We start from the raw sequence: 20,219 nt of genomic DNA, 5'->3' as shown, positions 1-20,219 counted from the left end.
GCACTGTGGAGCCTGATCACCGGGCGAGACACTGCTCGTGCCCTACCAAGCAGTGGAGCGGGTGGCGACGCCACCCGCTCCAGCCTGCCCGCGGCCTCTACGCGCCTGGGCCGGCCAGACAGACAGCCTGCTTCAGCTCGACCGCGCCGAAGGAGACGCTGAAGCGCTCGCACCGGATCGTCACCGTGGAGAACTTGTCCATGTCGGTGCCCCGAGGGATCGCGTAGTTCTGGTTGCCCTCATTGCCCTTGAGATCCCCGAGGTCGATGTGCTTACTGTCGTTGAGGTTGCCCCCGCTGTCCGGCCTGACCGGCTGATCTGCGGGTGCCGATTAGTCATCCGGCCAGGTCAAGCCGCGTGTCGGTAGTCCTTCAGTACACCTCCGAGCCGATCACGTCGGCGGATGCCCAACGAGGCGATCGAGGCCGAGTCGATGCCGGGATCAACGAGTGGTCGAAGCGGAGAAGCCTGCCGGAGAGCCCGATGAGGCCGGTGTTCGTTACAGAAAGTCTCGAACTCGCGCAGCGCAGACAGAAGGTGGCGCTGATTTCAGATCAAGGTTCGATCCAGCAGCTCGCGTCGATAGGTCTGAACCCATCGCTCCATGACGGAGTTCATCCGCAGCATACGTACACCGCTCTTGATGGAGCGTATCTCGGCACCGGGAGCAATAGTCAAGACCTGTGGATCATGAGTTCCTAGGCGGCTGTGGGGACGGGTGATTCTGTCGGGCGTTCGACGAGCTTGCCGTCGATGAAGGTGGCGCCGGCGCGGACCAGGGCGACCAGGTGGGCGCCGTTGACCGCACGCCAACGCCGTTGGGCGGCGGCGAACGCCGCCGCGCCAAGGGCGCCGGGTCCCACAGCCTGCTCTCCAACGCGGACCGAGTGCTGATCACAGTCGTCTACCTCCGCCAGATCTGCTCCCAGAAGGTCCTTTCGGACATGCTCGAGGTCAGCGACTTCACGATCGGCTATTGGATCGCCGAGACTCGCAAGCTGCTTACCGAGCAGCAGGTCACGGTCCCCGCCACCACCATGCGGTTCACCACCGCCGCACAGCTGCGCGATTTCCTGGACAACGACGACGCCCCAGCCCAGCGGCCCCGGATCTCTGAAACGCTCTCGCACCCCGCTCTGACCGGGATGAGCCGCGAAGAACTCCGCCAGATGATCGAGCGACTCACGCCGCTCCAAGCCGCCCGCCTTGAACGCCTCCGCTACCAGCGACGCGGTGGTGAACGACTCCCCGGAGCCCGAGGCGGCATCTTCCAACAGAAGATCACCGACGCCGAGCGGATCCTCGCCGCCATCCTCTACCAGCGGAAAGCCTGCACACGGCAAGCCCTCAGCGAACTGTTCGAAGTCAGCCCCGCACGATCGGCAACACTCTCATCGAGACCCGCCCACTCCTGGAACACGACGGCTATAACCCCGCACCCGCTCCAACCCGCCACTGAACCGCAGCCGCTCTCCTCGCCTCCATCTCGCCGTGTTGATTCTTAACGGCTTCTGTGAAACCAGCAGCGCTGTGCTCTGGCCTGTGGAAATACCTCGGACAGCGCGGACCAGAAGCCGAGCGCGCCGTCGCCGACCGCGAGCGCCGGCGCCCGCATGCGGCAACGGCCAGCCTAGCGACGGCTAGATGGGTGATTCCAAGGGGTGCTGTGGGATCAGTGGTCGTAGGCGGTGAGTGATCGGGCGGTGGGCTGGCCGGTGTTGTCGTTGTGCCAGATCACGGTGGTCAGGGCCAGGATGCGGGTGATCACGCGGATGGTGACGCCCGCTGGGGTGCGTCCGCCGTGACGTTCGAGGTCGAGCTGGCCTTTGAGGGTCTGGTTGATGGACTCGATGGTCTGGCGTAGGAGTTTGAACAGGTGCGCGCCAGGTCGTGGGAGTTCGCCTTTGCGGGCTTTGCGGAGCAGGTGGATGCCTTCGGTTGCCAGGGTGTGCTCGAAGTCGCGGCCGTAGTACTGCATGTCGGCGATCAGGTCCTGGCCGCGATGGCGCTCCAGCAGGTCGGGGTCGGCTTGAAGCATGCTCAGCAGGGTGAGGCGTTCGTCGGCTTTGGCGCCGGTCAGGGCGAAGGCGACGGGCAGCCCGCCCAGGGTGCACAGCAGGTGCAGGCGCAGGCCCCAGAAGAAGCGGGAGTGGGAGGGGCAGTAGCCGTATTCGGCCCAGCCGGCCAGGTCTGAGCGCTGGGTGGTCTGGCGGGAGCGGCCGCACTCGATGGGGGTGGAGTCGGCTACCCAGACGTCGTCACTCCATAGGCTGGTGTCGCGGCCCAGGATGCGAATCAGGTGCAGGATGAGGCCGGTGGTGGCGCGTAGGCGCTTGTTGTAGCCGGACTGGCCAGGCAGGTAGGGGAACAGGCCGGCCAAGTGGACGCGGGCGTAGCGCAGCCAGCGCCGCTCGGAGGTGAAGCCGAGCTGAGGTCGAGGCAGAGATGCGCCGCCTGGCCCGGTCAAGCCTTGCTCCAGGCAACCTTGACGCAGAGGGCATGATTGGACCGTGGATGCCGAATCGTCGGCCGACTACGCCGATCCGGACATCTGGCGGAGGTTGGCGGCCGCTGCAGCTACGCACCTGCCACGGGCCGGTCGGTTTGCCAGTTGGGTGCGGTGTGAGCCGGGGTGGGCATGGCGTTACAGAATCCCGGACTTCGACCTTTGGGCGGTCACCTCGGGGAAGGGCGTGGCGAGATTGGCCGGCGGGTCGATCCACCTGTCAGCCGGGACGATATTGATGCTTCGGCCCGGCGACGAGGTCGACGTCGACCAAGACGAGGACGATCGACTACACGTTGGCTACTGTCATTACGACTATCCGACTCCACCTGCCGCACGACTGCTGGCACCGCGCGTTGTGAGTCTGACAGAACCATCGGCGGTCTGGCAGCGGCTCCGCACAGTGATCAGTGCCATCCACCGCCGCGACAGTTCGGGGCCGGTTCAGGCCTCGGCAGACCTGGCCGCGCTGTTGATGGAGGTGCACATCCAGGCGGCCCGGTCAGCGGGCGCCCTGCCGCCTCCGCTGGACCCACGAGTGCAGCTTGCCACCAACATGCTCCGCTCGCGGCTCGACCAGCGCACGACATTGGCCGAGGCCGCGGCGGTCGCGAAACTCGCTCCGGACACGTTCTCGCGGCTGTTTCACGCCGCGACGGGTCGGACGTTTCGTGCGTACTGCGTCGCGGTGCGGATCGAGCGTGCTCGAGAGCTTCTTTCCGAGACCGCCCTGAACGTCACGGAGGTTGCCCAGGTGTTGGGATACACCGACTATCGCCTTTTCGCCCGTCAATTCGCACAACACAATCAAGGCTGCCCACCAAGTCGCTGGCGTGGTTCAAACCCCGGTTGAGCCCACACAACCCCCGGCTCGCGCCGTCGTAGCCCAGGTGCCCCTTGATCTACGGTCGATTGCAGCCGTTCCACTTGGAAAGGATCGATCACGCACTTGGCAAGCAAGGGGCATGACATGGCCACGCACGCGGATACGACTACCGAGTTCGGCTATCCCGGCGCTCTGTACCGGTTCGACAAGCCAGCCACATTCGTGGAGTCGATCGATGAGGTCGGCGAAGCCGATGTCGCGAGGTTCGCGGTGGAGGGTTACCTCGCCGTGCGCAACGTGCTGGAACCGCGCGAGGTCAACGACGTCCTGGACGGCCTGTCCCACGTCTTGACCAGTCCGGGACAGGCGGACATCCAGTACGAGTCATGGGCCGCAGATCGCCTGGACACCGCGACCGGAATCGAACGCATGGACCTCGTGCGGAGGTTCATGTGGTTCGTCAAGGAGGATTCTCGCCTGCGCGAACTGGCGACCGATGAGCGGATGCTGCGAGTCGTCCGGCAGTTGGCAGGCAGCGAGGATCTCACGATGTTCCAGGACATGGCGCTGCTGAAGCCGCCTGGGGGTGGGCGGGAGAAGCCGTGGCATCAGGACAATGCCTTCTTCCCCTACGAGCCCGGGACGCCGATCGTCGGGGTATGGATTGCCCTGGATCCTGCCACGCCCGAGAACGGCTGCATGCATGTGATCCCAGGCAGTCACACCGAAGGCCCCGTCGTGCACTTCAGGCGTCGCGACTGGCAACTGTGTGACGACGAGGTCGAGGTGACCCGTGACACAGTCGTTCCGCTCCCGCCGGGCGGAGTTCTCTTCTTTCACGGCCTGCTGCACCACGGGACCCCGGCCAACCGTACTGACACTCGCCGGCGCGCTGTTCAACTGCACTATCTGCCGGCTGGTACGCGGGACATCCCGCAAGAGCGTCGGCTTGAGATCTTCGGGAGTGAAGGCAAAGACGTCACGTGCTGATAAACCCAGAGCACGGGCACCACCGGCGCCCTAAGTCCAGGGGCGGGGGAAGGTGCCGCTGTCCAGCCGGTCGCCTGCGATGAGTCCGAGGGGTGTCGGTCACGATGTGCTTGGTTCCGCTGTAGCGGGTGGCCTCGTCCATGTAGATGACGACGTGCGCGAGGCGGGCCTGGTCGGTGCGGTTGGGCAGCGCCATGTGGCCGGTGTAGCCGCTGTGGAAGGCGCGGTCGCCGGCGCGGAGCGGGCAGGGTGATCCGGCCGTCTTCGCGGTACGCCGCCACAAGCTCGTCCGGCACCTGGCCGTCGGCGCCGACGTCGCTGCTGGACCACCCGGTCGTAGGTGTAGACATGCCTGCCACACTGCACAGGCATACGCTGTTCGCCGGGGGCCGGTCCTGGCGGGCGTCCACTTCTTGGATCTCGATCTCGAGCCGCACGCCCACGACTTCCTCGAGATCGCCGCGATCGGAACCGGTCACGGCCGGCACGTGACCTGCGCGGGCGAACGTCGGCTGCGGCGCGGGCAGGTCATGGTGCTCCGCCCCGGTGCTGGCACGGGTTCCGGGACTGCGTCGATCTGACCGTGGCCAACTGTTGCCTGTCCGCCCAGGCGCTCCGGGCCTAGCCGGCGGTGCTGTACGACATCCCGATGACGCGTCGGATGCCGTGGACCGATCCGCTGGCATCCGGCACGCAGAGCGTGGCGGTCACGCCATCGATCCGGCCATTGCCGACGAGCCATCGCGGAGATCGCCCTCCTCGAACGGGACCTCGGAGCCGATCAGAGCCGGCCGGGCCGCGTGCTGGGCCGGCTGGTCACGGTGCTCGGCGCCCTGGCCGACGGAGGTGACACCGAACAAGAGACGCTCGAATCCGCCATCCATCCTGCGGTCGCCGCCACCATCGCCCGACTCGAGGAGGCGCCTGCCCATCCGTGGCGGCTGGAAGAGCTCGCGCGGGCGCGAGTGCCGAAGCGGGCTCTCATGAGTCCGCGAGAACCGCCTGCGGGGTGAGCAGGGTGACGGGGCCAAGCAGACCCGAGGCCAGCTGGGAGGGGAACGTCCAGGCCGTGGGGGTGGACTCGTGGAGAAACGGCGCCAATGTGTTGTACACCGTTATGTCGATCCGTACCGTGCGGCCCGCGGTGCCAGGCAGGGCGAACCGGTACGGGCCGCAGAAGGCTTCCCCTGCTTTCTCGCCGTCGACCGCTACCTCGACGGTGCCGCGTACCCGGCCGAGATCGAGCACCGGGACCCCGGCCGAGTCGGATCCGGACGGAACCGACACCGTGCGGGAATAGCGCATTCCGCCGCTCCATCCAGCAAGACCCATCGCGTGCCAGTTGCCCAGCGGGACAGGCACCTTCTCGGTGCGGACGGTCACGGGGCCGGAGAGCACTCCACCGCCGCGCAGGACGACGGTCGGTTCGGTGACGATCTCCAGCGCGGTCGGTGCCTGCAGGGGGCGGCCGAGGTCGAGCGTGGTTCCGTCGAGCCGCTGTTCGACGCAGTCCAGCAGGACCCGGGCACCGAGGCGGAGGGGCAAATGTACCGAGATCGCTCCGGCCGGCAGAATGGTGCGCAGTTGTTGCGGCGCTGGCGTGATGTCGTCCGTGACGTGTATCGCGTCCACCGTCGTGCCAAGGGCCGGTGCACCATGCAGCCATGGCGTTCCGTGCAGCGGGTGCGGTCGTACGGCCGCGTGACAGGGCTGCAACTCGGCCCAGCGACCGCGGTGTTCAATGCTGCGCCCTCTCCAGCCGCCGGTCTCGGCCTCCCATCCGGAGCCGCTGACCAGAGTGACGACCGAGGAGTTCGTACGGGCGACGAGGTCGACGTAGACCACGTCCCCAGCCTGCGTGCTGTCGGCGACGATCTCGAGCAGGTGCTCGCCTGCCTCCAGACTGAGGTCGTGACGGAAATAGTCGGGCGTCGCGGCCCAGGCGGAACCGTAGTACTCGACCCTCTCCTGCCGGGCGACCACGGCGCCGTCCAGAAATGCGGTGACGCCGGTGGCGGCGCCGACAATGAGGACGCCTTCGGTGGCGTCTTGCCGGAGGTGTACGCGGGCGCGGTAGGTGACCTGGCCGTCGGGACGCACCGCTGGTGGTAGTCGCATGAACTGTGGTCTGGGCGAGAACTCACCGGGACGAGTCAGGCAGAAGAAGCTGCCGAGGGCGTCGGTCTCGGCAGGTGTCCCGAGGCCGACGTGGATTTCGGCGTCGGACAGCTCGTACTCGATGACGTTCAGGCGTTGATCGATATCGATCCGGGCGGATGCTAGATAGCCGTTGCCTGTCGGGAGCTCCACGCCGTTCCACCACAGACGTTTGCCGGCCGCGGCCCCGACGATCAGCTCGGCGGCACCGAGCCGGTCAGTCTCGACGACGGCTCGTACCCGCGAAATCGTGCCTGTTTCCGGCCTTCCGACACGGATGAACTCCTCGTTGACCAGCCCCTTGTGGCCGAGAGTGCCGGGCCCGGGATCAGCCGCGCCGCGGCTGGAGGAGTAGAGCGAGACCCCCCATCCCGCATCGTCGTCCACCAGCGGCCATTCGCCGGCAAGGATGCGGCCGACGGCGTCGCGGTCCAGCGCGGCCGGCGCCCGCTCGGTCGGAACGGGTCCGAGCACGCGGACGCGGTTGCCGTAGGTCGCCCTCGCTGCCTGCTCGGCGTCTCCGTTCTGCCAGGTGAAGCTCCAGATCTGGAGTTGGTCGACCGGTGTCGCTGCGGGTGGTGCCAGGTCGCCCCACGTATTGTCCATAGTGGGTACGAGCCGGCCGTACCAGCCGCTTGAAAGGTCCGTCTCGACAGTGGCAGGCGAGGGTGCCTCGGGTGCCGTGAGAGGTGCTTCGCCTTCCCGCCAGACCACGATCGCGGCTGGTGCGCCGTCCAACAACACCTTGATCGTGGACTGCTGACCCTTGACCGTGATGGCTGCGGCCTGGCGTGTGCCGGTGGCGGGGTTCCAGACCTCGGCCTCCGCGACGACGGCGTTGACCCGGACAGTCGAGACCGGAGCGTAGCGCCCGGGGTCGAAGTCGTGATCCGCCCACATCCCTTGGGGAGCGTCACGCAGAGGGTAGGCACTTGCGTTGGGAAAGGCTCCCGTCACCAGGGCGACGGCCTCGGCTCCGCTGCGGCGGACGAGGAGGGGCACGTCGCCCGTGGCGTAGCCGGTGAGGCCGGCCACGGCCTTGGCGGCGGACTCGGCGTCCGTCACACGTTCGAGACACGGATGGGCGACCAGCTCGGTGATCACGGAGTCGTCTCCGTCCATGCCTGCCGCAAAAGGCGGCATGCGGCCCACGACCTCGCCCACATCACCGCGAACTTCATGTCGTAGGCCGTTGCGTTCCGCAAGAAGGCCGACTCCAGTGGCCGCTCCAGGTAAGGACGGTCGCTGTACCAGTACCAGTCGAAGAGGAAGGCGTCGACACCGTGCTCGGTGGCCATCGCCATCTTGGCCGCCATCACGGCCGGATCGGCCTCATCCTGGTAGCCATGGAGCGGGACACGGGGCTGCTGGTGCCCTTCGAACCGCGCGGTCGCCCGCTTCATCAACTCCCACTCGGTCCACCCCTCGCCATGCCACTGCTCGTTGCGAGGATCGATGTGGTAGTTCGGGAAGTAGTACGCCGCGATCGTCACGGCCTGCTCGGTCATGCGCCCCCCGTCCACCGCCGCGCACCGCGCCCATGGTCAGCCGCTGTATATCGCTTCTCTGGCATGACTTTGATGCTATTGAGGTGGAACTTCATACACCTTGGCGTGGATTGAGGAAAAGTAGGACACAGTTGACCGATCGCTCGCCAGGGCAAGGTGGCGCACCGGGAGGCGTGCATTTAGACGATCACTCTCCGGATCGCAGAGCGCTGCCTATGTGCCTCGAGCCCGGCTTGAGCGACGGCAACACCAGCGAGGAAGGCCGGCGCGAAAGCTCACCGCGAATGCAACCGCTCGCCAAACGCGGCAGTGCCGTCCCAGGACTTCTGCCGGCCCGTGGCGCCCGTTTCGGTGTCGCTGTCGGGTCACTTTAGTCCCAATATCGCTCAACCTGGTGCTAGCGGTGGCGGTGGTACGCGGTTAGTGTCCGAGACACGAATTCCCACGCGCTCCACGGGCCTGTCGTGGTGCTGTGCAGCGTGGTCGAGAGCCGGTTCCGCTGGGCTGAGCGGTGGCGATCAGCGTGCCACCCCAAATCGGATCGATGGAGGTCAGTTATGCCTGTTCGCAGGTCGGATTCTGGTTTCGGTGACGGGCCGAGCCGGCGGGACGTCCTCAAGGTGGCAGCGGCAGTGACGGGCGGGGCCGCGCTGGGCCTGCCGGGTGCCGGCCCAGCCGCGGCAGCGGGTGAACAGGTGCCGCGCGCCGACCGTACGCTGGTCGGGGCGATCCGCTGGGATGCCTATACGGGCCTGGACACGAGGCATGGCATGGGCGTGAACCGCCTCCTGTCGCCGGAGAAGTATCACTTCCGGATGCCGTACTACTCGGAGATCACCGTGCCCGAGCCGGTGCTGGTCAACCAAGGCTTCGATGCGGAGGCGACGGGAGGTGCCCCGTCCGGCTGGACCGTGTCGGCGGGGACCGGCACCGAGGTGTCGGTCGTGCAGAGCCCTGATCGCGAGGGCAAGAGCGTGCACCTGCACGACACGTCCACCGCGGGAATGGCGGCGATGTCTCGCACGTTCGCCGGCCAGGATCGAGCCGTCACCGTACGGTGGGACTGGAGGGAGACGGCCGCAGGCGGCTGGTCCCGAGCGTTGGTGGGCGGTGGATCGACCACAGTCGTCGACATTGCCACCCGGCGGGAAGGCGGCGGCAAGCAGCTGGTGTGCCGTACCCCTTCAGGAACCTGGCAGGTCGTCCAGGCCATCGCCGACGACACCTGGTACTCGATCAGGGTCATCGTCGATCCGGCCCCGCCCGTGGGGGCCACGCCGTGGGTGGACATCTTCGTCGACGGGGTGCGCAAGGTCTACCACACCCCGTTGCTCGGCTCCCCCGCGACGCTCGACAGACTCCACTTCCAGACCAACCCGAGCCAGACCTCCGATCTGTATGTCGACAACGTCAACGTCGAGGTGACCGAGTCGGTCAACTGCGACGAGACCAGCCAGGCGATCATGGATCAGCAGATCCGGTACGCTCACGCGGCCGGTATCGACTACTGGGCCATCGACTACTACTCCCACCCGGAGCTGAGGCAAGCCAGGGACCTGTATCTGTCGAGCGCGTACAAGAATCAGGTCAACTGGTGCGCCCTCATAACGGAATGGAACTGGGACACGTATCTGCCGGAACTGGTCACGCGATTCGGCGAATCGAACTACCAGAAGGTGCTGGGAGGACGCCCGCTGATCTACTTCTTGGGGCCCACCACCGCTGACCGGGTCGCCAAGATGCGAGCCAGGACGGCCGAGGCAGGACTGGCCGATCCGTACGTCGTGGTCATGAGGTGGACCGCGAAGGACGCGGCGGAGACGAAGACCGCGATGGGCGCCGACGCGGTGAGCCGCTACTCGACAGGGCAGACCAATGGGGCGCCGTATTCGTCGCTCACCGACCTTGAGACCCGTCTGTGGTCTGAGTACGCGACCGCGGCAGGGCAGGTCATTCCGACAGTGTCGACAGGCTGGGACTCGCGCCCCCAATACGACTATCCGGTGCCCTGGGGGTCGCAGCCGTCCGATGACTACCTCAGACACAAGGACATCTGGACCCAGCAGGCGACGGCCGCACAGATCGCGACCCACCTGGGCGGGGCGATTCGCTGGAGCAACACCCACCCGGGGAGCACCCCGGCCAACGCGGTCCTCATCTACGCCTGGAACGAGTACCTCGAGGGGGGTTGGATCTGCCCGACACTGCACGAGCTGAAAGACTCCGGCAGGCCGCTGCGGCTGGACGCCATCGCGGGCGTCCCCCGAACCGGAGTCGCCCGACCTTTCAATCCGTAGGTTCGGAGTTGGTGGCCCGGGCGCCCTACCACTTCCACCTGCGGTTTCCCGCGATTCCGTAGTCGAGTCGCCAGGGCCGGCGTCGCCGCACCATGCCTCAGGCCATGTAGCCGCAGAGGGGAAGACCGCTGGCCAGGACCAGCTTGTGGGCTCGTTCGTGGCGGTGCAGCAGCGCCACGGGAGTGCGGAGGCCAGGTGCCGCACGATCGGGCGAGCGCGATCCACCCTTCCCGACTGAAGGCGGTCAGCAGTTCACATGCTCGTGGAAATTGAGTGCCTTCAATGACGGTCTGGTCGGAAGGGAGAGAGAATGGGGTCACGACTCTCGGTGAGGATCTCCGTCGCGAGCAGTCGGCCCAGGAGTGGTGCGAGGGTGATCCCGCTGTGTGCGGAGAGTTCGTAGTAGCCGGGGAGGTTTGCGCTTTCGCCGATGGCCGGCTTGCCGTCGGCGGGTGTCGGTCGTGAGCCTCGGGTGATCCGTCGTGGAGTGATGTGGCCTGCGTCCGGGAACATCCGTCGGGCTCGGTTGAGGAGGGTTTCGGCGGCGCGTTCGGCTGTGGTCTGGTCGTGGTCGAAGAGGCGGTCGATGTCGTGGCTGTGCAGAAGGGCACGACGAGACCCGTCAGGGCGGATGCCGAGCTGTCGGGTGCGAACGACGGTGGTCACGAGGTCTGTGGCGGTGTCCGTTGCCACGACGAACCCGGGCGTGACGTGAAGTGGCGGACGCGAGACGGGGAGTTCGATGTCGGCGGCTCCGGCGCCCGTGGCGTTTACGACGCGGTCGGTCTCGGTTCGGTCACCGTCGGCGAAGGTGATCTGGAGGCGGCCTGATCTGGTTGGGCTGATCGCGGTGGCTTTGCGGTGGTGCGTGATGAGGCCGGTGAGGAAGTGCGCCCGGAGTGCTTCCGGGTCGGCCCATCCGTCGGAGGGGAACCACGCGACCGCGAGTGGCGGTGTGTCCAGGCGCAGGTGGGGTTCGCGTTCGCGGAGCGCGTCCACGGGGAGGATCTCGCCGCCGTATCCGCGGGAACGGGCGGCGTTGACTCGCTGCTCGGCGATGCGTAGGGAGTCCGGGTCGGTGGCGACGAAGTGCTGGCCGGTGAATCGGACTGCGGCTTCTCCGAGGGTGTGGGTGATGCGGCGGTACTCTTCGACGGCGCGGTCGTTGAGGGCGGAGAGGCCGGGGTCGGTCTTCGCGCTGCCGTTCACACACGCGAAGGACGCCGTCGTCGACCGGGCATTGCGCGTGTCCGCGTCGATGACGGTGACGTGCGCGCCCCGGCGAGCGAGATGGTGTGCGGTGGCGGCTCCGAGGATGCCGGCGCCGAGGACGGTGACACGAGTGGGCGCGGTCATGGGAGGTCTGCTCGGTTGCCGTCGCCGTCGGGGAGGAAGACGTGGATGTCGTCTGGGTGGGCGTGGACAGTGGCGGTCTCACCCGCGCCGGGGCTATATCGCTCTCGTACGCGGAGCGGTGCGGAGAGCCCGCCGATGTGGATCATGTGATCGTGGCCGAGCATCTCGCTGAGCGTGACGCGGCCTGTCACGGTGAGGGTGTCTGGTCCGGCGTCGCCTCGTGTGAGCGACTCGGGGCGGATGCCGAGCGTGATGCGACGTCCTTCGAACGTGTGGGTGCCAAGAACTCAGACACCCTATGCGACCTGTACATATTCATGGATCAGCCCGCCGAGGCGGTCACGTCGGATAACCTTGCTATCGTCCTCGACCGGGTCGGGAAGGGCTCGCAGCGGGGCGGCCTGGCCCAGGGAGCGATGCGGGCGATGCTCATTGAAGTGGGTCTCGTAGGCGGCCAGCACGCGTCGTAGATGGCGGGCGTTGACGATGAGAATTCGATCGAGGAGTTCTCGGCGCAGGCCGCCGATCCAGCGTTCGACAAGCGCGTTGGCCCGCGGAGCGCGAGGTGCCGTCTTGAGGATGCGGATGCCTGCGGCCGTGAAGACGTCGTCGAACGCCGTGATGAACTTCGTATCTCGATCGCGGATGAGGAATCTGAACCCCTCCGCTCTGTCCCCCAGCTCGATCATCAGGTTCCTGGCCTGCTGGGCAACCCACGGCCCGGTCGGATGCTCGGTGACGCCGAGCACATGCACCCGGCGAGTGCTGATCTCCATGACGACCAGGCAATACAGGCGTTTGAACAGCACGGTGTCGCAGTGGAAGTAGTCGCATGCCAAGATCCCCTCAGCTTGAGCACGCAGGAACTCACTCCAGGTTGGTCCCGCGCGTCGTGGCGCGGGGTTGATGCCGGCCTTCTTCAGGATGAGCCACACGGTGGAGGCCCCGACCCGGTAGCCCAGAGCGGCGAGTTCCCCGGCGATCCGCCGGTAACCCCACAGCGGATTCTCCCAGGCCAGACGAAGTATCAAGGCCCGGATGGAGGCGCGGGTGGGAGGTCGCCCCTGGCTGCGGCGCTTGAAGGTCCAGCGCCGCCGCATCAGATCGGCGTGCCAGTGCAGCAGCGTGCCCGGCGTCACGAACAACCGCCGACAACCGGCCGGAGACAGCAGCCGCGCCAGCGCGCTGATCACTGCCCGATCCGCCCACGACGGCCGAGGCCTGGCCACCTGCCGACGCAACACCGCGAGCTGATGCCGCAACACGAGGATCTCCGCGTCCTTCGACTGTCGCGAGCGAGCCAGCAACACCAACCAACCAACCCGCGAGCCGGATGAAGATCAGGTAAAGGAACCGCAGCGCCATGAACAGCGATCATGCCCGCCAGAACGGGAACGCCAAACCTCAGGTCAGCTCCAACGGCCGAGTTTCGGGCACCCACATGTTAGCCGAAGAGCAACCATCGAGCAACCGGCGGTGGGATTGCGTGGCCTTGACCGTTCCGATTTGATCGGTCTTGGGGTATCGGTCCCGCCTCATAGGTACCCCTGGAAGGTCCCCTTGGTGAGACTCGCCGCGGACACCGTTAAGAACGTGCACCACGCCGTTGGCGTGCGGTAAGCGCTGCGCAGGTCCTCCCGCCCCACCCCATGCGTGCGTGAGGTGTCCACGTCTGAGTGAGCCCTGATGGCCCGACCGTGAACGAAGCATTCCCGCGTCGCCTGAGGGAGACCGCATTCGGCCGAGCCCGAGGTTGCCATGTACGACGAGCGTGGACGACGCCGCCGGTATTACTCCGCTGACCGGGACGGCGCTGCCCTGCTGGGCAAGATCTTCAACGCTTAGGCGATGGCCAACGTCGTTGCCCAGAATCGAGCGGCGCAGAGTCTCTTGGCGCTGTGACCAGAGATGATCACCGCGGTGGCGGGTAGGTCGCCCCTGCCAGGTGGATGGTGCCGGACAAGCAGGAGGCAGGTCTGCGTGCTGCTGACCCGCCTCCTGCGAACCTCGCCTGTAACTAGCTGGTAGGCAGGTGAATCACCGTCCCGCCCTTGTCTGCGGCCTGGCTCCCTGATCGCGAAGCAACCACCAAGGTCGTGGCGGGACTGACCTGCCCGCTCAACGCACACAACGCTACTGCCGTGATTGCCGCCAATGCCCTGAGAATGCCCAGTGGATGGCCTGGTCGGACGTATTTCGATTGCAGAGAATTAAGTGCCTTGCCGCGACCCCATCCCGTCCGCCACTTGAGGACGATCGGGCGTTGCAGGTTCACGTTCGGACGGGCTGATGCTCTGGCTACGGATGGGGCCGGCCGGCCGATGAGTGATGCCGCGCTTGAACCGCGGCAATTCGGCGCGATGGTCGAGACGGGAACTCACATGGGAACGATCAGCAACTCCACGTTCGTCAGCTTGGACGGCGTGGTCAATCACATGGACAAGTGGCACTTCGACTACGTCGACGACGAGTCCAACGAGCTGGCGCTGGAGCAGCTCCGGGCCGCGGACGCGATGCTGATGGGCCGCAAGACCTACGAGGTGTATGCCGGCGCCTGGCCGGGAAGGGACGGCAAGTACGCGGACGCGATCAACGCCATCTCCAAGTACGTCGCCTCCACCACCCTCAGCGAGCCGGTCTGGCACAACACCAGCGTGCTCGACGGCGACCTGATCGAGGCGGTCCGGGCGCTGCGCGCCAAGGACGGCACGTCGATCCTGATGCACGGCTACGGCCCGGTGGCCAAGGCCCTTTTGCAGGCGGACCTCCTCGACGAGCTCCACCTGTGGGTACACCCGCACCTGGCCGGAGTCGGCGACGCGGGCGACCTCCTCATCCACCCCGGCCTCACCAAGAAGCTCGAACTGACCGGGACCCGCACGCTCGGCTCCGGGGTCGTCGTCCTCACCCTTCACAACCCCGACGCGTGACCGAGCGGGGCGGCCGATGACCGCCACGACCATCCCGGGCAAAGTTAGGCCGAAAGGAGCACCACTACATGTCTGAAACGCCGCCACGGGACGCAAGCGGCGGATTCACCGTGCATCGCCGCCTGCACGCCAGCGCCGAGCGGGTCTTCGCGGCCTTCGTCGAGCCGAGCAAGCTCGAACAATGGTTCGTCGTGCCCGGCTATCACACGCCCGCTGATCGGATGCGCGTCGACGCCCGGCCGAGCGGGCGGCTTGATGCAGTCATGATCTCGGACGCGAACGGCTCGGAGATCCCCTTCGGCTTCGCCTACGCTGAAGTGGACCCGCCGCGCCGGGTGGCCCTCCGGTTCCAGGAGCCGCAAGAGCTGGTCACCGTGACACTGTCCGACGCCCCCGACGGGGTCGACCTCACCTACGAATTCGTCTCCTGGCCCGGACCCACCGACCAGGACGCGTCCCGGCGCGGCGTCGATGACATGCTCGATCTCATCGCAGCAGGGATCCAGCGGGGCACTATCTAGTGCTCCGTTCCGTCGAGTTCCTGGACCTTGGTGGAGCAGCGCGCGTACCGATCTGGATCGGTGCTCGAAGGCGATCGGCGCGAACGCGACTGGTGGCGGCACGCCTTGGTACGCCTGGTCACTGACGTGGCCAAGGGCAGCCCGTGCACAGAGCCGGCCCATCACCGCGCGGGCCGCTACTCGACCTGTGCCCGACCGGACACAAGGGCTGCCCGATCGACATGACCAAGTGGACTACGAACCTCGACGTGGACCTGATGGGCTTCGTCCCAGGCGACGCGGTGACGCTCATGGAGGTCCTGGAGGAGACGCCGCCGCTGCTGGCCGACCCGGTCGAGCCGACGCACGCCCGCCTGATACGGCGCTGGCGGCGGGCCAGGGCCCTGGTCGAGCACGCCGCCAACGACGACAGCGCCACCATCGGGGCCCGGGTCATGGTGCACGAGCACCGCAAGGAGGTCACCCGGGACGTTCAGCACGAGGTGACGCTGATGCGCGGTGGTGACGTCCCCGCCGAGCCCGCCCTGCTGGCCCTGGCCTCCGACATTCTCGAAGAGGTCGTCGTCCGGGCTCGCACGGGTCGGGCGTACGCGGCGGCTGGGGAGTTGAGCAGGCCCAGGCGGAGGCCGCCGCGCTGCGGAGCTTGGCAACGCATCCCGAATCCGCCGCCGTGCTCGACCTGAACGCGCGCCTGACCGGTGCAGAGATGGCGCTCAGCAAGGCCGATCGGGACGGACGGCGCGCTGGGCGTGGACGCCCGGCTCCGGCCGCGCGGGCGCCGACGTGCGCACCGTAGCCGCCTCGCTGACCTGGCTGGGGGAACGGCTCTACTACCTCGCCGCGAGCGGGGTGCCGCCCTTCGACGACGAGCAGGTCCTCATCGACATCCTCACCAGCGCCTGGACCGCGATGCTGCACGGCCGGCCGGCTCCCGAGCGGTGAACGTCCAGGACCGGAGCTTGTCGGGGTTGCGTACCGCCCAGATGCGCTTGATCCGGTCGCCCGCAATGTCGAAGGCGAACACCGTCGCGGTGACGCCGTCCTGCCGGGCCACCAGACCGGGCTGGCCGTTGACCGTGTGCTCCACCAGCGTCAGGCCGGGCGCCCCGCCGAGAATGCCGATCCAGGCGTGCGCGATCCGCTCGCCGCCTTCGATGGGCTGAAGCAGCGCGCTGACCAGGCCGCCTCCGTCGGCGATCGACGTGGCGTGCGGGTCGAGCAGAGCGATGAGGGCGCCGATGTCCCTGGCCTCCCACGCCTGCTTGAACTCCCTGACGATGCCGGCCTTGCGGGCGTTCGGAGTCGCGGAGAGCTGGGCGGCGTGGACGCGGCGGCGGGCCGAGGAGGCCAGCTTGCGGCATGACTCCGGGGTACGCCCGACGATCTCGGCCACCTCGGCGAAGGGGTAGCGGAAGACGTCGTGCAGGATGAACGCGACGCGCTCGGCCGGCGTCATCGCTTCGAGCACGACCAGGAAGGCCATGCCGACCGACTCGTCCAGGGTGACCCGGTCGGCCGGGTCGGCCGGCCGCGCGCTGTTCCACTCCGCGGGTTCGGGCAGCGGCTCGGGGATCCACTGGCCCGTGTACCGTTCCCGCCGCACCCGTGCCGAGCCGAGCAGGTCCAGGCAGATCCGGCCGGCGACCCTGGTCAGCCACGCGCTCGGGGACTCGATGTCCTCCCGCTGCCGCGGGGACAGGGCGTACCAGCGGGCGTAGGTCTCCTGCACGGCGTCCTCGGCGTCGGCCAGTGAGCCGAGGAGACGGTAGGCGACGTTGATCAGCCGGCGCCGCTCCCTCGTGATCGCGCTCAGCCCGGGATCGAATGGGGTGGTCATGGTGTGAAGGACTCCCTTGGTCGCGTCTTCCTCACCGGTCAGACGACGCAGCGCCCCCGATTGTGAAGTGGCACGTCACTTCACAATCCGCGGCACTGCGTCGTCATAGCGGCGAATCCGCCATCCAGAAGACGGAGAACCAGGAGGCAACGATGAACGACTTTCAGGCGGCCGCGGACCGCGTCGAGATCGAGGCGCTGCGCGGCGAGTTCACCGACGCGGCGATGATGGGCGACCATGACCGCTTCGCGTCCCTGTTCACCCACGACGCCGTGTACCGCATCCCCGACGCCGGCATCGAGCACGCCGGCCGGGAGGCGATCCGCGCCGGCACCGGGCAACTGTCGCAGGCGTGGGACTACTTCGTGCAGACCACGCACCCGGGTGCGATCCTGCTCGACGGCGACACCGCGTCCGGCCGCGCCTACGTCTGCGAACTCGGACGCCTGCGCGACGGCGGCTCGATGCTCAACTACGCCCTCTTCCACGACCGCTACCGGCGCACCCCCGAGGGCTGGAAGTTCACCGAACGCGTCTTCGAGGTCAGGTATTACGACACCACCCCGCTGCCGGGCTCGGCCCAGGTGACGGCGGCACAGTTCACAGAACCGGCGTCGGAAGAGCGCCTGGAGCGAGCGGCCGCCGCGCTGAGGGCGCACAATTTCGCCGTCGAGATCCTCGACGACGTCGCCGCCGCGCGTACCCACCTCAAAGCCCTGATCCCCGCGGGCGCCGGCGTGTTCACCGCGGCCAGCGAGACCCTGCGCCTGTCCGGCATCGACGACGACATCAACACCGGCGGACAGTACCAGGCCGTCAAGCCGCGGCTGCTGGCCATGGACCGCGCCACCGAGGCCGACGAGATACGGCGGCTGCAGGCCAGCCCCGACGTCGAGGTGGGCAGCGTCGCCGCTGTCACAGAAACCGGCTCCATCGTGATCGCCTCGGGCAGCGGCAGCCAGCTGCCCGGGTACGCCGGTGGCGCCGGCCACGCCATCTGGATCGTCGGGGCGCAGAAGGTGGTCCCCGACCTGAGCACCGCGCTGCGCCGCGTGGAAGAGCACGCCTTCCCGCTGGAGAACGTCCGGAGCCAGGAGGTGTACGGGGTGCCCAGCGCCATCAACCGCCTTCTCATCCTCAACGCCGAACCCCACCCCGGACGCGCCACCGTCCTGCTGCTCCGCGAAGCCATCGGTTTCTGAACCCACCCGACCCTGCGCCTGCCGACAATTCCATCCATGCAGCTCAAGCGGCATGTGAGTACTCGTGGAGGACACCGCCACGCCGGGCTCGTCGGCGTATCTTCAAATCGGTGACTCTGCGCCTGCCGACAATTCCATCCACGCAGGTCACGCCGCTTGTGAGTACTCATGGAGGACGCCGCCGAGCCGGTCTCGTCGGCGGACATTCAGGTCGATGATTCGCTCTGGGTCCGTGATCGGATCGGGGACGGTGCGCAGCGGGGCTGCTTGGTTCAGGGCTTGATGTGCTCGGTGCTGGTTGTAGAAGTGTTCATATTCGCGCAGGGCGTGCCGCAGGTGGTGTTCGTTCCAGATCAGACAGCGGTCGAGATGATAGGCGTCGTAGGGCTCGCCTATGCGGATCCATTCATCTATGTGGGCGCTTAACTGGATCGGTGGCTCGGCGAGCCCGTCTCGTACCGCTTCCCAAATCCGCTGCAAGGACCATACGTCGTGGTCGAGCTTCTTATCGAAGCCGGTGTTGAACTCGCTCTTCAGGGCGTCGAACCGTTCCAACACCGCCGACGAAAGTGTCCCCCCACCCATCAGCACGACGACAAGAGTGATGCGGCCGCGGGGATCGGTAAGTACAGCCTTGACCTGCTCAGCGTGGGCCTCGAACCGCTCGTTGAACCGTTCGAACTTCTGCTGGTCGATGGAGGTCAGCCCATCCCAGAATGCGCGAGCATCGTCGATGCCGAAGCCGGCAGTTCCCCTGTCCTTCCATTTGCTCTGAATCAAGAGCAGGTGGAGACCGTTGTCGGCGAAGGCGATCGCATCGATGCCGACGTCGTTCGCACCGTCGATGACGGCATCGCCGGCTTGCTCCGGAGTGAGATTGGCAAGCCGCCGGGCCACGAAGGCAGCCAACGCTCGGCTGAGGAACTTCCGCTCGAACTCCTCCGGCGACATCTTCGTCGCATCGGCCATGTGGATCAGGCCGTCGAACTCCTTGTGCAGCGCATCCGCAACGTGACGAACCTGCAACGGCATCCCGCTTGGCTTGACCATGAATTCCCCTTGTCGGAACGTGAGACAGAGATCATGGCACCACTTGCCCGCAAATCCGAGCCTGTGGGTGCCAAGAACTCGGCCGCCCTATGCGACCTGCGCGTATTCGTGGATCAGCCCGCCGAGGCGGTCACGTCGAATGACCGTGACGTTATCCTCGACCGTGTCGGGAAGGGCCCTCAGCGGAGCAGCCTGGCCCAGGGAGCGCCTGCGGCAACACCATCCAGAGCATCGCACACACCCTCCTATCCGATCCTGCCCTCGACTACGAGGAACTGGGCGTCGACTACTACGACACCCGCGTACACCACAAACGGCAGATATCCAGCCATATCCGCGGGCTGCAACGCCTGGGCTACCGCGTCACCCTCGAACCCCTCGACACCGGCGGAGCGGCTGCATGACACCCACAGCACTTCAACCGAAGAGCCAGACCCCGATCTCAGCGGCGTGAACACCGCTGAGATGTTGCCACGCGTTGGCTAACGCCGTGTTTTCGGGCCAGGAACCTGAACCCCTCCACCCTGTCCCCCAGCTCGATCACCAGGGTTCTTGGCCTGCTGCGCAACCCACGGCCCGGTCGGATGCCCGGTAACACCGAGGACGTGCACACGGCGAGTCCTGATCTCCATGACGACCCGGCCATATAGGCGTCTGAACAGCACGGTGTCGCAGTGGAAGAAGTCGCATGCCAGGATTCCCGTGGCTTGAGCACGCAGGAACTCACTCCAGGACGGTCCCGCGCGTCGCGGCGCTGGGACGATGCCGGCCTTCTTCAAGATCAGCCACACCGTGGAGGCCTCCCTCGCCAGACGAATTGCCAGGGTCCGGATGGAGGCGCGGGTAGGAGGCCGGCCAAGGCTACGGCGCTTAAACGTCCGCCGCCGCACCAGATCCGCGTGCCAGCGCAGCAGCGTGCCCGGCATCACGATCAACCGCCGACGACCGGCCGGGGACAGCAGCCGTGCCAGCGCGCTGATCACTGTCCGATCCGCCCACGACGGCCGAGGCCTTGCCACTTGCCGACGCAGCACTGCGA

19 protein-coding genes and 4 pseudogenes are annotated in these 20,219 nt (G+C 67.0%); 11 read left to right on the top strand and 12 right to left on the bottom strand.

Going from position 1 to position 20,219, the window contains the following annotated elements; all coding sequences use genetic code 11:
- Positions 1 to 97: 97 nt before the first annotated feature.
- Positions 98 to 289, bottom strand: a pseudogene (locus H4W80_RS52620) (DM13 domain-containing protein); the annotation flags it as partial.
- A gap of 68 nt (positions 290 to 357) precedes the next feature.
- Between H4W80_RS52620 and H4W80_RS52615 the strand changes: the two are divergent.
- Positions 358 to 702, top strand: coding sequence for a hypothetical protein (locus H4W80_RS52615; RefSeq protein ID WP_192791932.1), 345 nt, complete (start codon positions 358 to 360; stop codon positions 700 to 702).
- On the opposite strand, the gene H4W80_RS52610 is transcribed toward H4W80_RS52615, so the two are convergent.
- Positions 699 to 863, bottom strand: coding sequence for a hypothetical protein (locus tag H4W80_RS52610; protein WP_192794459.1), 165 nt, complete (start codon positions 861 to 863; stop codon positions 699 to 701). The genes H4W80_RS52615 and H4W80_RS52610 overlap by 4 nt on opposite strands.
- Here H4W80_RS52610 and H4W80_RS52605 point away from each other — a divergent pair.
- Positions 825 to 1,459, top strand: a pseudogene (locus H4W80_RS52605) (PLC family EF-hand domain-containing protein); the annotation flags it as partial. The gene H4W80_RS52610 and the pseudogene H4W80_RS52605 overlap by 39 nt on opposite strands.
- Positions 1,460 to 1,510: 51 nt before the next feature.
- Here H4W80_RS52605 and H4W80_RS64865 read toward each other — a convergent pair.
- Positions 1,511 to 1,615 (bottom strand): annotated as a pseudogene (locus H4W80_RS64865) (transposase); the annotation flags it as partial.
- 57 nt (positions 1,616 to 1,672) lie between these two features.
- A pseudogene (locus H4W80_RS52600) lies at positions 1,673 to 2,428 on the bottom strand (IS982 family transposase); the annotation flags it as partial.
- 82 nt (positions 2,429 to 2,510) lie between these two features.
- Between H4W80_RS52600 and H4W80_RS52595 the strand changes: the two are divergent.
- The 3 genes from H4W80_RS52595 to H4W80_RS52585 all read left to right on the top strand — a co-directional run bounded on the left by H4W80_RS52595 (position 2,511) and on the right by H4W80_RS52585 (position 4,903).
- Positions 2,511 to 3,359 carry an AraC family transcriptional regulator gene (locus H4W80_RS52595; RefSeq protein ID WP_192791930.1) on the top strand — a complete coding sequence of 283 codons (849 nt, stop codon included), beginning with the start codon at positions 2,511 to 2,513 and terminating at the stop codon, positions 3,357 to 3,359.
- Between the two features lie 117 nt (positions 3,360 to 3,476).
- The gene (locus H4W80_RS52590; RefSeq protein WP_192791929.1) at positions 3,477 to 4,322 is read left to right on the top strand and encodes a phytanoyl-CoA dioxygenase family protein; all 846 of its coding nucleotides are present in this window, start codon (positions 3,477 to 3,479) and stop codon (positions 4,320 to 4,322) included.
- Between the two features lie 413 nt (positions 4,323 to 4,735).
- Complete coding sequence (locus tag H4W80_RS52585; protein ID WP_192791928.1) at positions 4,736 to 4,903, top strand: AraC family ligand binding domain-containing protein; 168 nt, start codon at positions 4,736 to 4,738, stop codon at positions 4,901 to 4,903.
- Between the two features lie 126 nt (positions 4,904 to 5,029).
- Here H4W80_RS52585 and H4W80_RS52580 read toward each other — a convergent pair whose 3' ends face one another.
- Genes H4W80_RS52580 through H4W80_RS52570 form a run of 3 tightly spaced genes read right to left on the bottom strand, consistent with a single transcriptional unit; the run spans position 5,030 to position 7,987 of the window.
- Positions 5,030 to 5,254: a hypothetical protein gene (locus tag H4W80_RS52580; protein WP_192791927.1), complete on the bottom strand. Its 225-nt coding sequence runs from the start codon at positions 5,252 to 5,254 to the stop codon at positions 5,030 to 5,032.
- Positions 5,255 to 5,303: 49 nt separating this feature from the next.
- Positions 5,304 to 7,583: a hypothetical protein gene (locus H4W80_RS52575; RefSeq protein ID WP_192791926.1), complete on the bottom strand. Its 2,280-nt coding sequence runs from the start codon at positions 7,581 to 7,583 to the stop codon at positions 5,304 to 5,306.
- On the bottom strand, positions 7,580 to 7,987 hold the full coding sequence (locus H4W80_RS52570; protein WP_192791925.1) for a glycoside hydrolase family 99-like domain-containing protein: 408 nt from the start codon (positions 7,985 to 7,987) through the stop codon (positions 7,580 to 7,582). Before H4W80_RS52570 ends, H4W80_RS52575 begins: the two co-directional genes overlap by 4 nt.
- Before the next feature lie 464 nt (positions 7,988 to 8,451).
- Here H4W80_RS52570 and H4W80_RS52565 point away from each other — a divergent pair, with 464 nt between their 5' ends.
- Positions 8,452 to 10,284: a twin-arginine translocation signal domain-containing protein gene (locus H4W80_RS52565; protein ID WP_192791924.1), complete on the top strand. Its 1,833-nt coding sequence runs from the start codon at positions 8,452 to 8,454 to the stop codon at positions 10,282 to 10,284.
- Positions 10,285 to 10,563: 279 nt separating this feature from the next.
- On the opposite strand, the gene H4W80_RS52560 is transcribed toward H4W80_RS52565, so the two are convergent.
- The 3 genes from H4W80_RS52560 to H4W80_RS64145 are packed head-to-tail and all read right to left on the bottom strand — an operon-like array spanning position 10,564 to position 12,833.
- Positions 10,564 to 11,640, bottom strand: a complete 1,077-nt coding sequence (locus H4W80_RS52560) for an NAD(P)/FAD-dependent oxidoreductase (protein WP_192791923.1) — start codon at positions 11,638 to 11,640, stop codon at positions 10,564 to 10,566.
- On the bottom strand, positions 11,637 to 11,882 hold the full coding sequence (locus H4W80_RS52555) for a TOBE domain-containing protein (RefSeq protein WP_318787652.1): 246 nt from the start codon (positions 11,880 to 11,882) through the stop codon (positions 11,637 to 11,639). The genes H4W80_RS52560 and H4W80_RS52555 overlap by 4 nt, the downstream gene beginning before the upstream one ends.
- Positions 11,883 to 11,936: 54 nt before the next feature.
- A complete protein-coding gene (locus tag H4W80_RS64145) occupies positions 11,937 to 12,833 on the bottom strand; it encodes an integrase core domain-containing protein (RefSeq protein WP_318787483.1) in 897 nt (298 codons plus the stop codon).
- A 1,188-nt stretch (positions 12,834 to 14,021) separates the two neighbouring features.
- Here H4W80_RS64145 and H4W80_RS52545 point away from each other — a divergent pair.
- The 4 genes from H4W80_RS52545 (at position 14,022) to H4W80_RS52530 (ending at position 16,033) form a co-directional block, all read left to right on the top strand.
- On the top strand, positions 14,022 to 14,570 hold the full coding sequence (locus tag H4W80_RS52545; RefSeq protein ID WP_192791921.1) for a dihydrofolate reductase family protein: 549 nt from the start codon (positions 14,022 to 14,024) through the stop codon (positions 14,568 to 14,570).
- 68 nt (positions 14,571 to 14,638) lie between these two features.
- Positions 14,639 to 15,091, top strand: coding sequence for an SRPBCC family protein (locus H4W80_RS52540; protein WP_192791920.1), 453 nt, complete (start codon positions 14,639 to 14,641; stop codon positions 15,089 to 15,091).
- A 221-nt stretch (positions 15,092 to 15,312) separates the two neighbouring features.
- Complete coding sequence (locus tag H4W80_RS52535; protein ID WP_192791919.1) at positions 15,313 to 15,774, top strand: hypothetical protein; 462 nt, start codon at positions 15,313 to 15,315, stop codon at positions 15,772 to 15,774.
- 100 nt (positions 15,775 to 15,874) lie between these two features.
- A complete protein-coding gene (locus H4W80_RS52530; RefSeq protein WP_192791918.1) occupies positions 15,875 to 16,033 on the top strand; it encodes a hypothetical protein in 159 nt (52 codons plus the stop codon).
- Here the strand turns inward: H4W80_RS52530 and sigJ are convergent.
- Positions 15,981 to 16,928, bottom strand: coding sequence for an RNA polymerase sigma factor SigJ (gene sigJ, locus H4W80_RS52525; protein ID WP_192791917.1), 948 nt, complete (start codon positions 16,926 to 16,928; stop codon positions 15,981 to 15,983). The genes H4W80_RS52530 and sigJ overlap by 53 nt on opposite strands.
- A 152-nt stretch (positions 16,929 to 17,080) precedes the next feature.
- Here sigJ and H4W80_RS52520 point away from each other — a divergent pair, with 152 nt between their 5' ends.
- Positions 17,081 to 18,130 (top strand): nuclear transport factor 2 family protein, encoded by a 1,050-nt coding sequence (locus tag H4W80_RS52520; protein ID WP_192791916.1) that lies wholly within the window; start codon positions 17,081 to 17,083, stop codon positions 18,128 to 18,130.
- Between the two features lie 147 nt (positions 18,131 to 18,277).
- On the opposite strand, the gene H4W80_RS62080 is transcribed toward H4W80_RS52520, so the two are convergent.
- Complete coding sequence (locus H4W80_RS62080; protein WP_225964161.1) at positions 18,278 to 19,180, bottom strand: hypothetical protein; 903 nt, start codon at positions 19,178 to 19,180, stop codon at positions 18,278 to 18,280.
- Positions 19,181 to 20,219 lie beyond the last annotated feature (1,039 nt).

The organism is Nonomuraea angiospora (assembly GCF_014873145.1).
GTDB classification, from domain to species: domain Bacteria; phylum Actinomycetota; class Actinomycetes; order Streptosporangiales; family Streptosporangiaceae; genus Nonomuraea; species Nonomuraea angiospora.
Note: the sequence above shows the minus strand (reverse complement) of the source record. Positions and strands in the feature narration are given on the sequence as shown.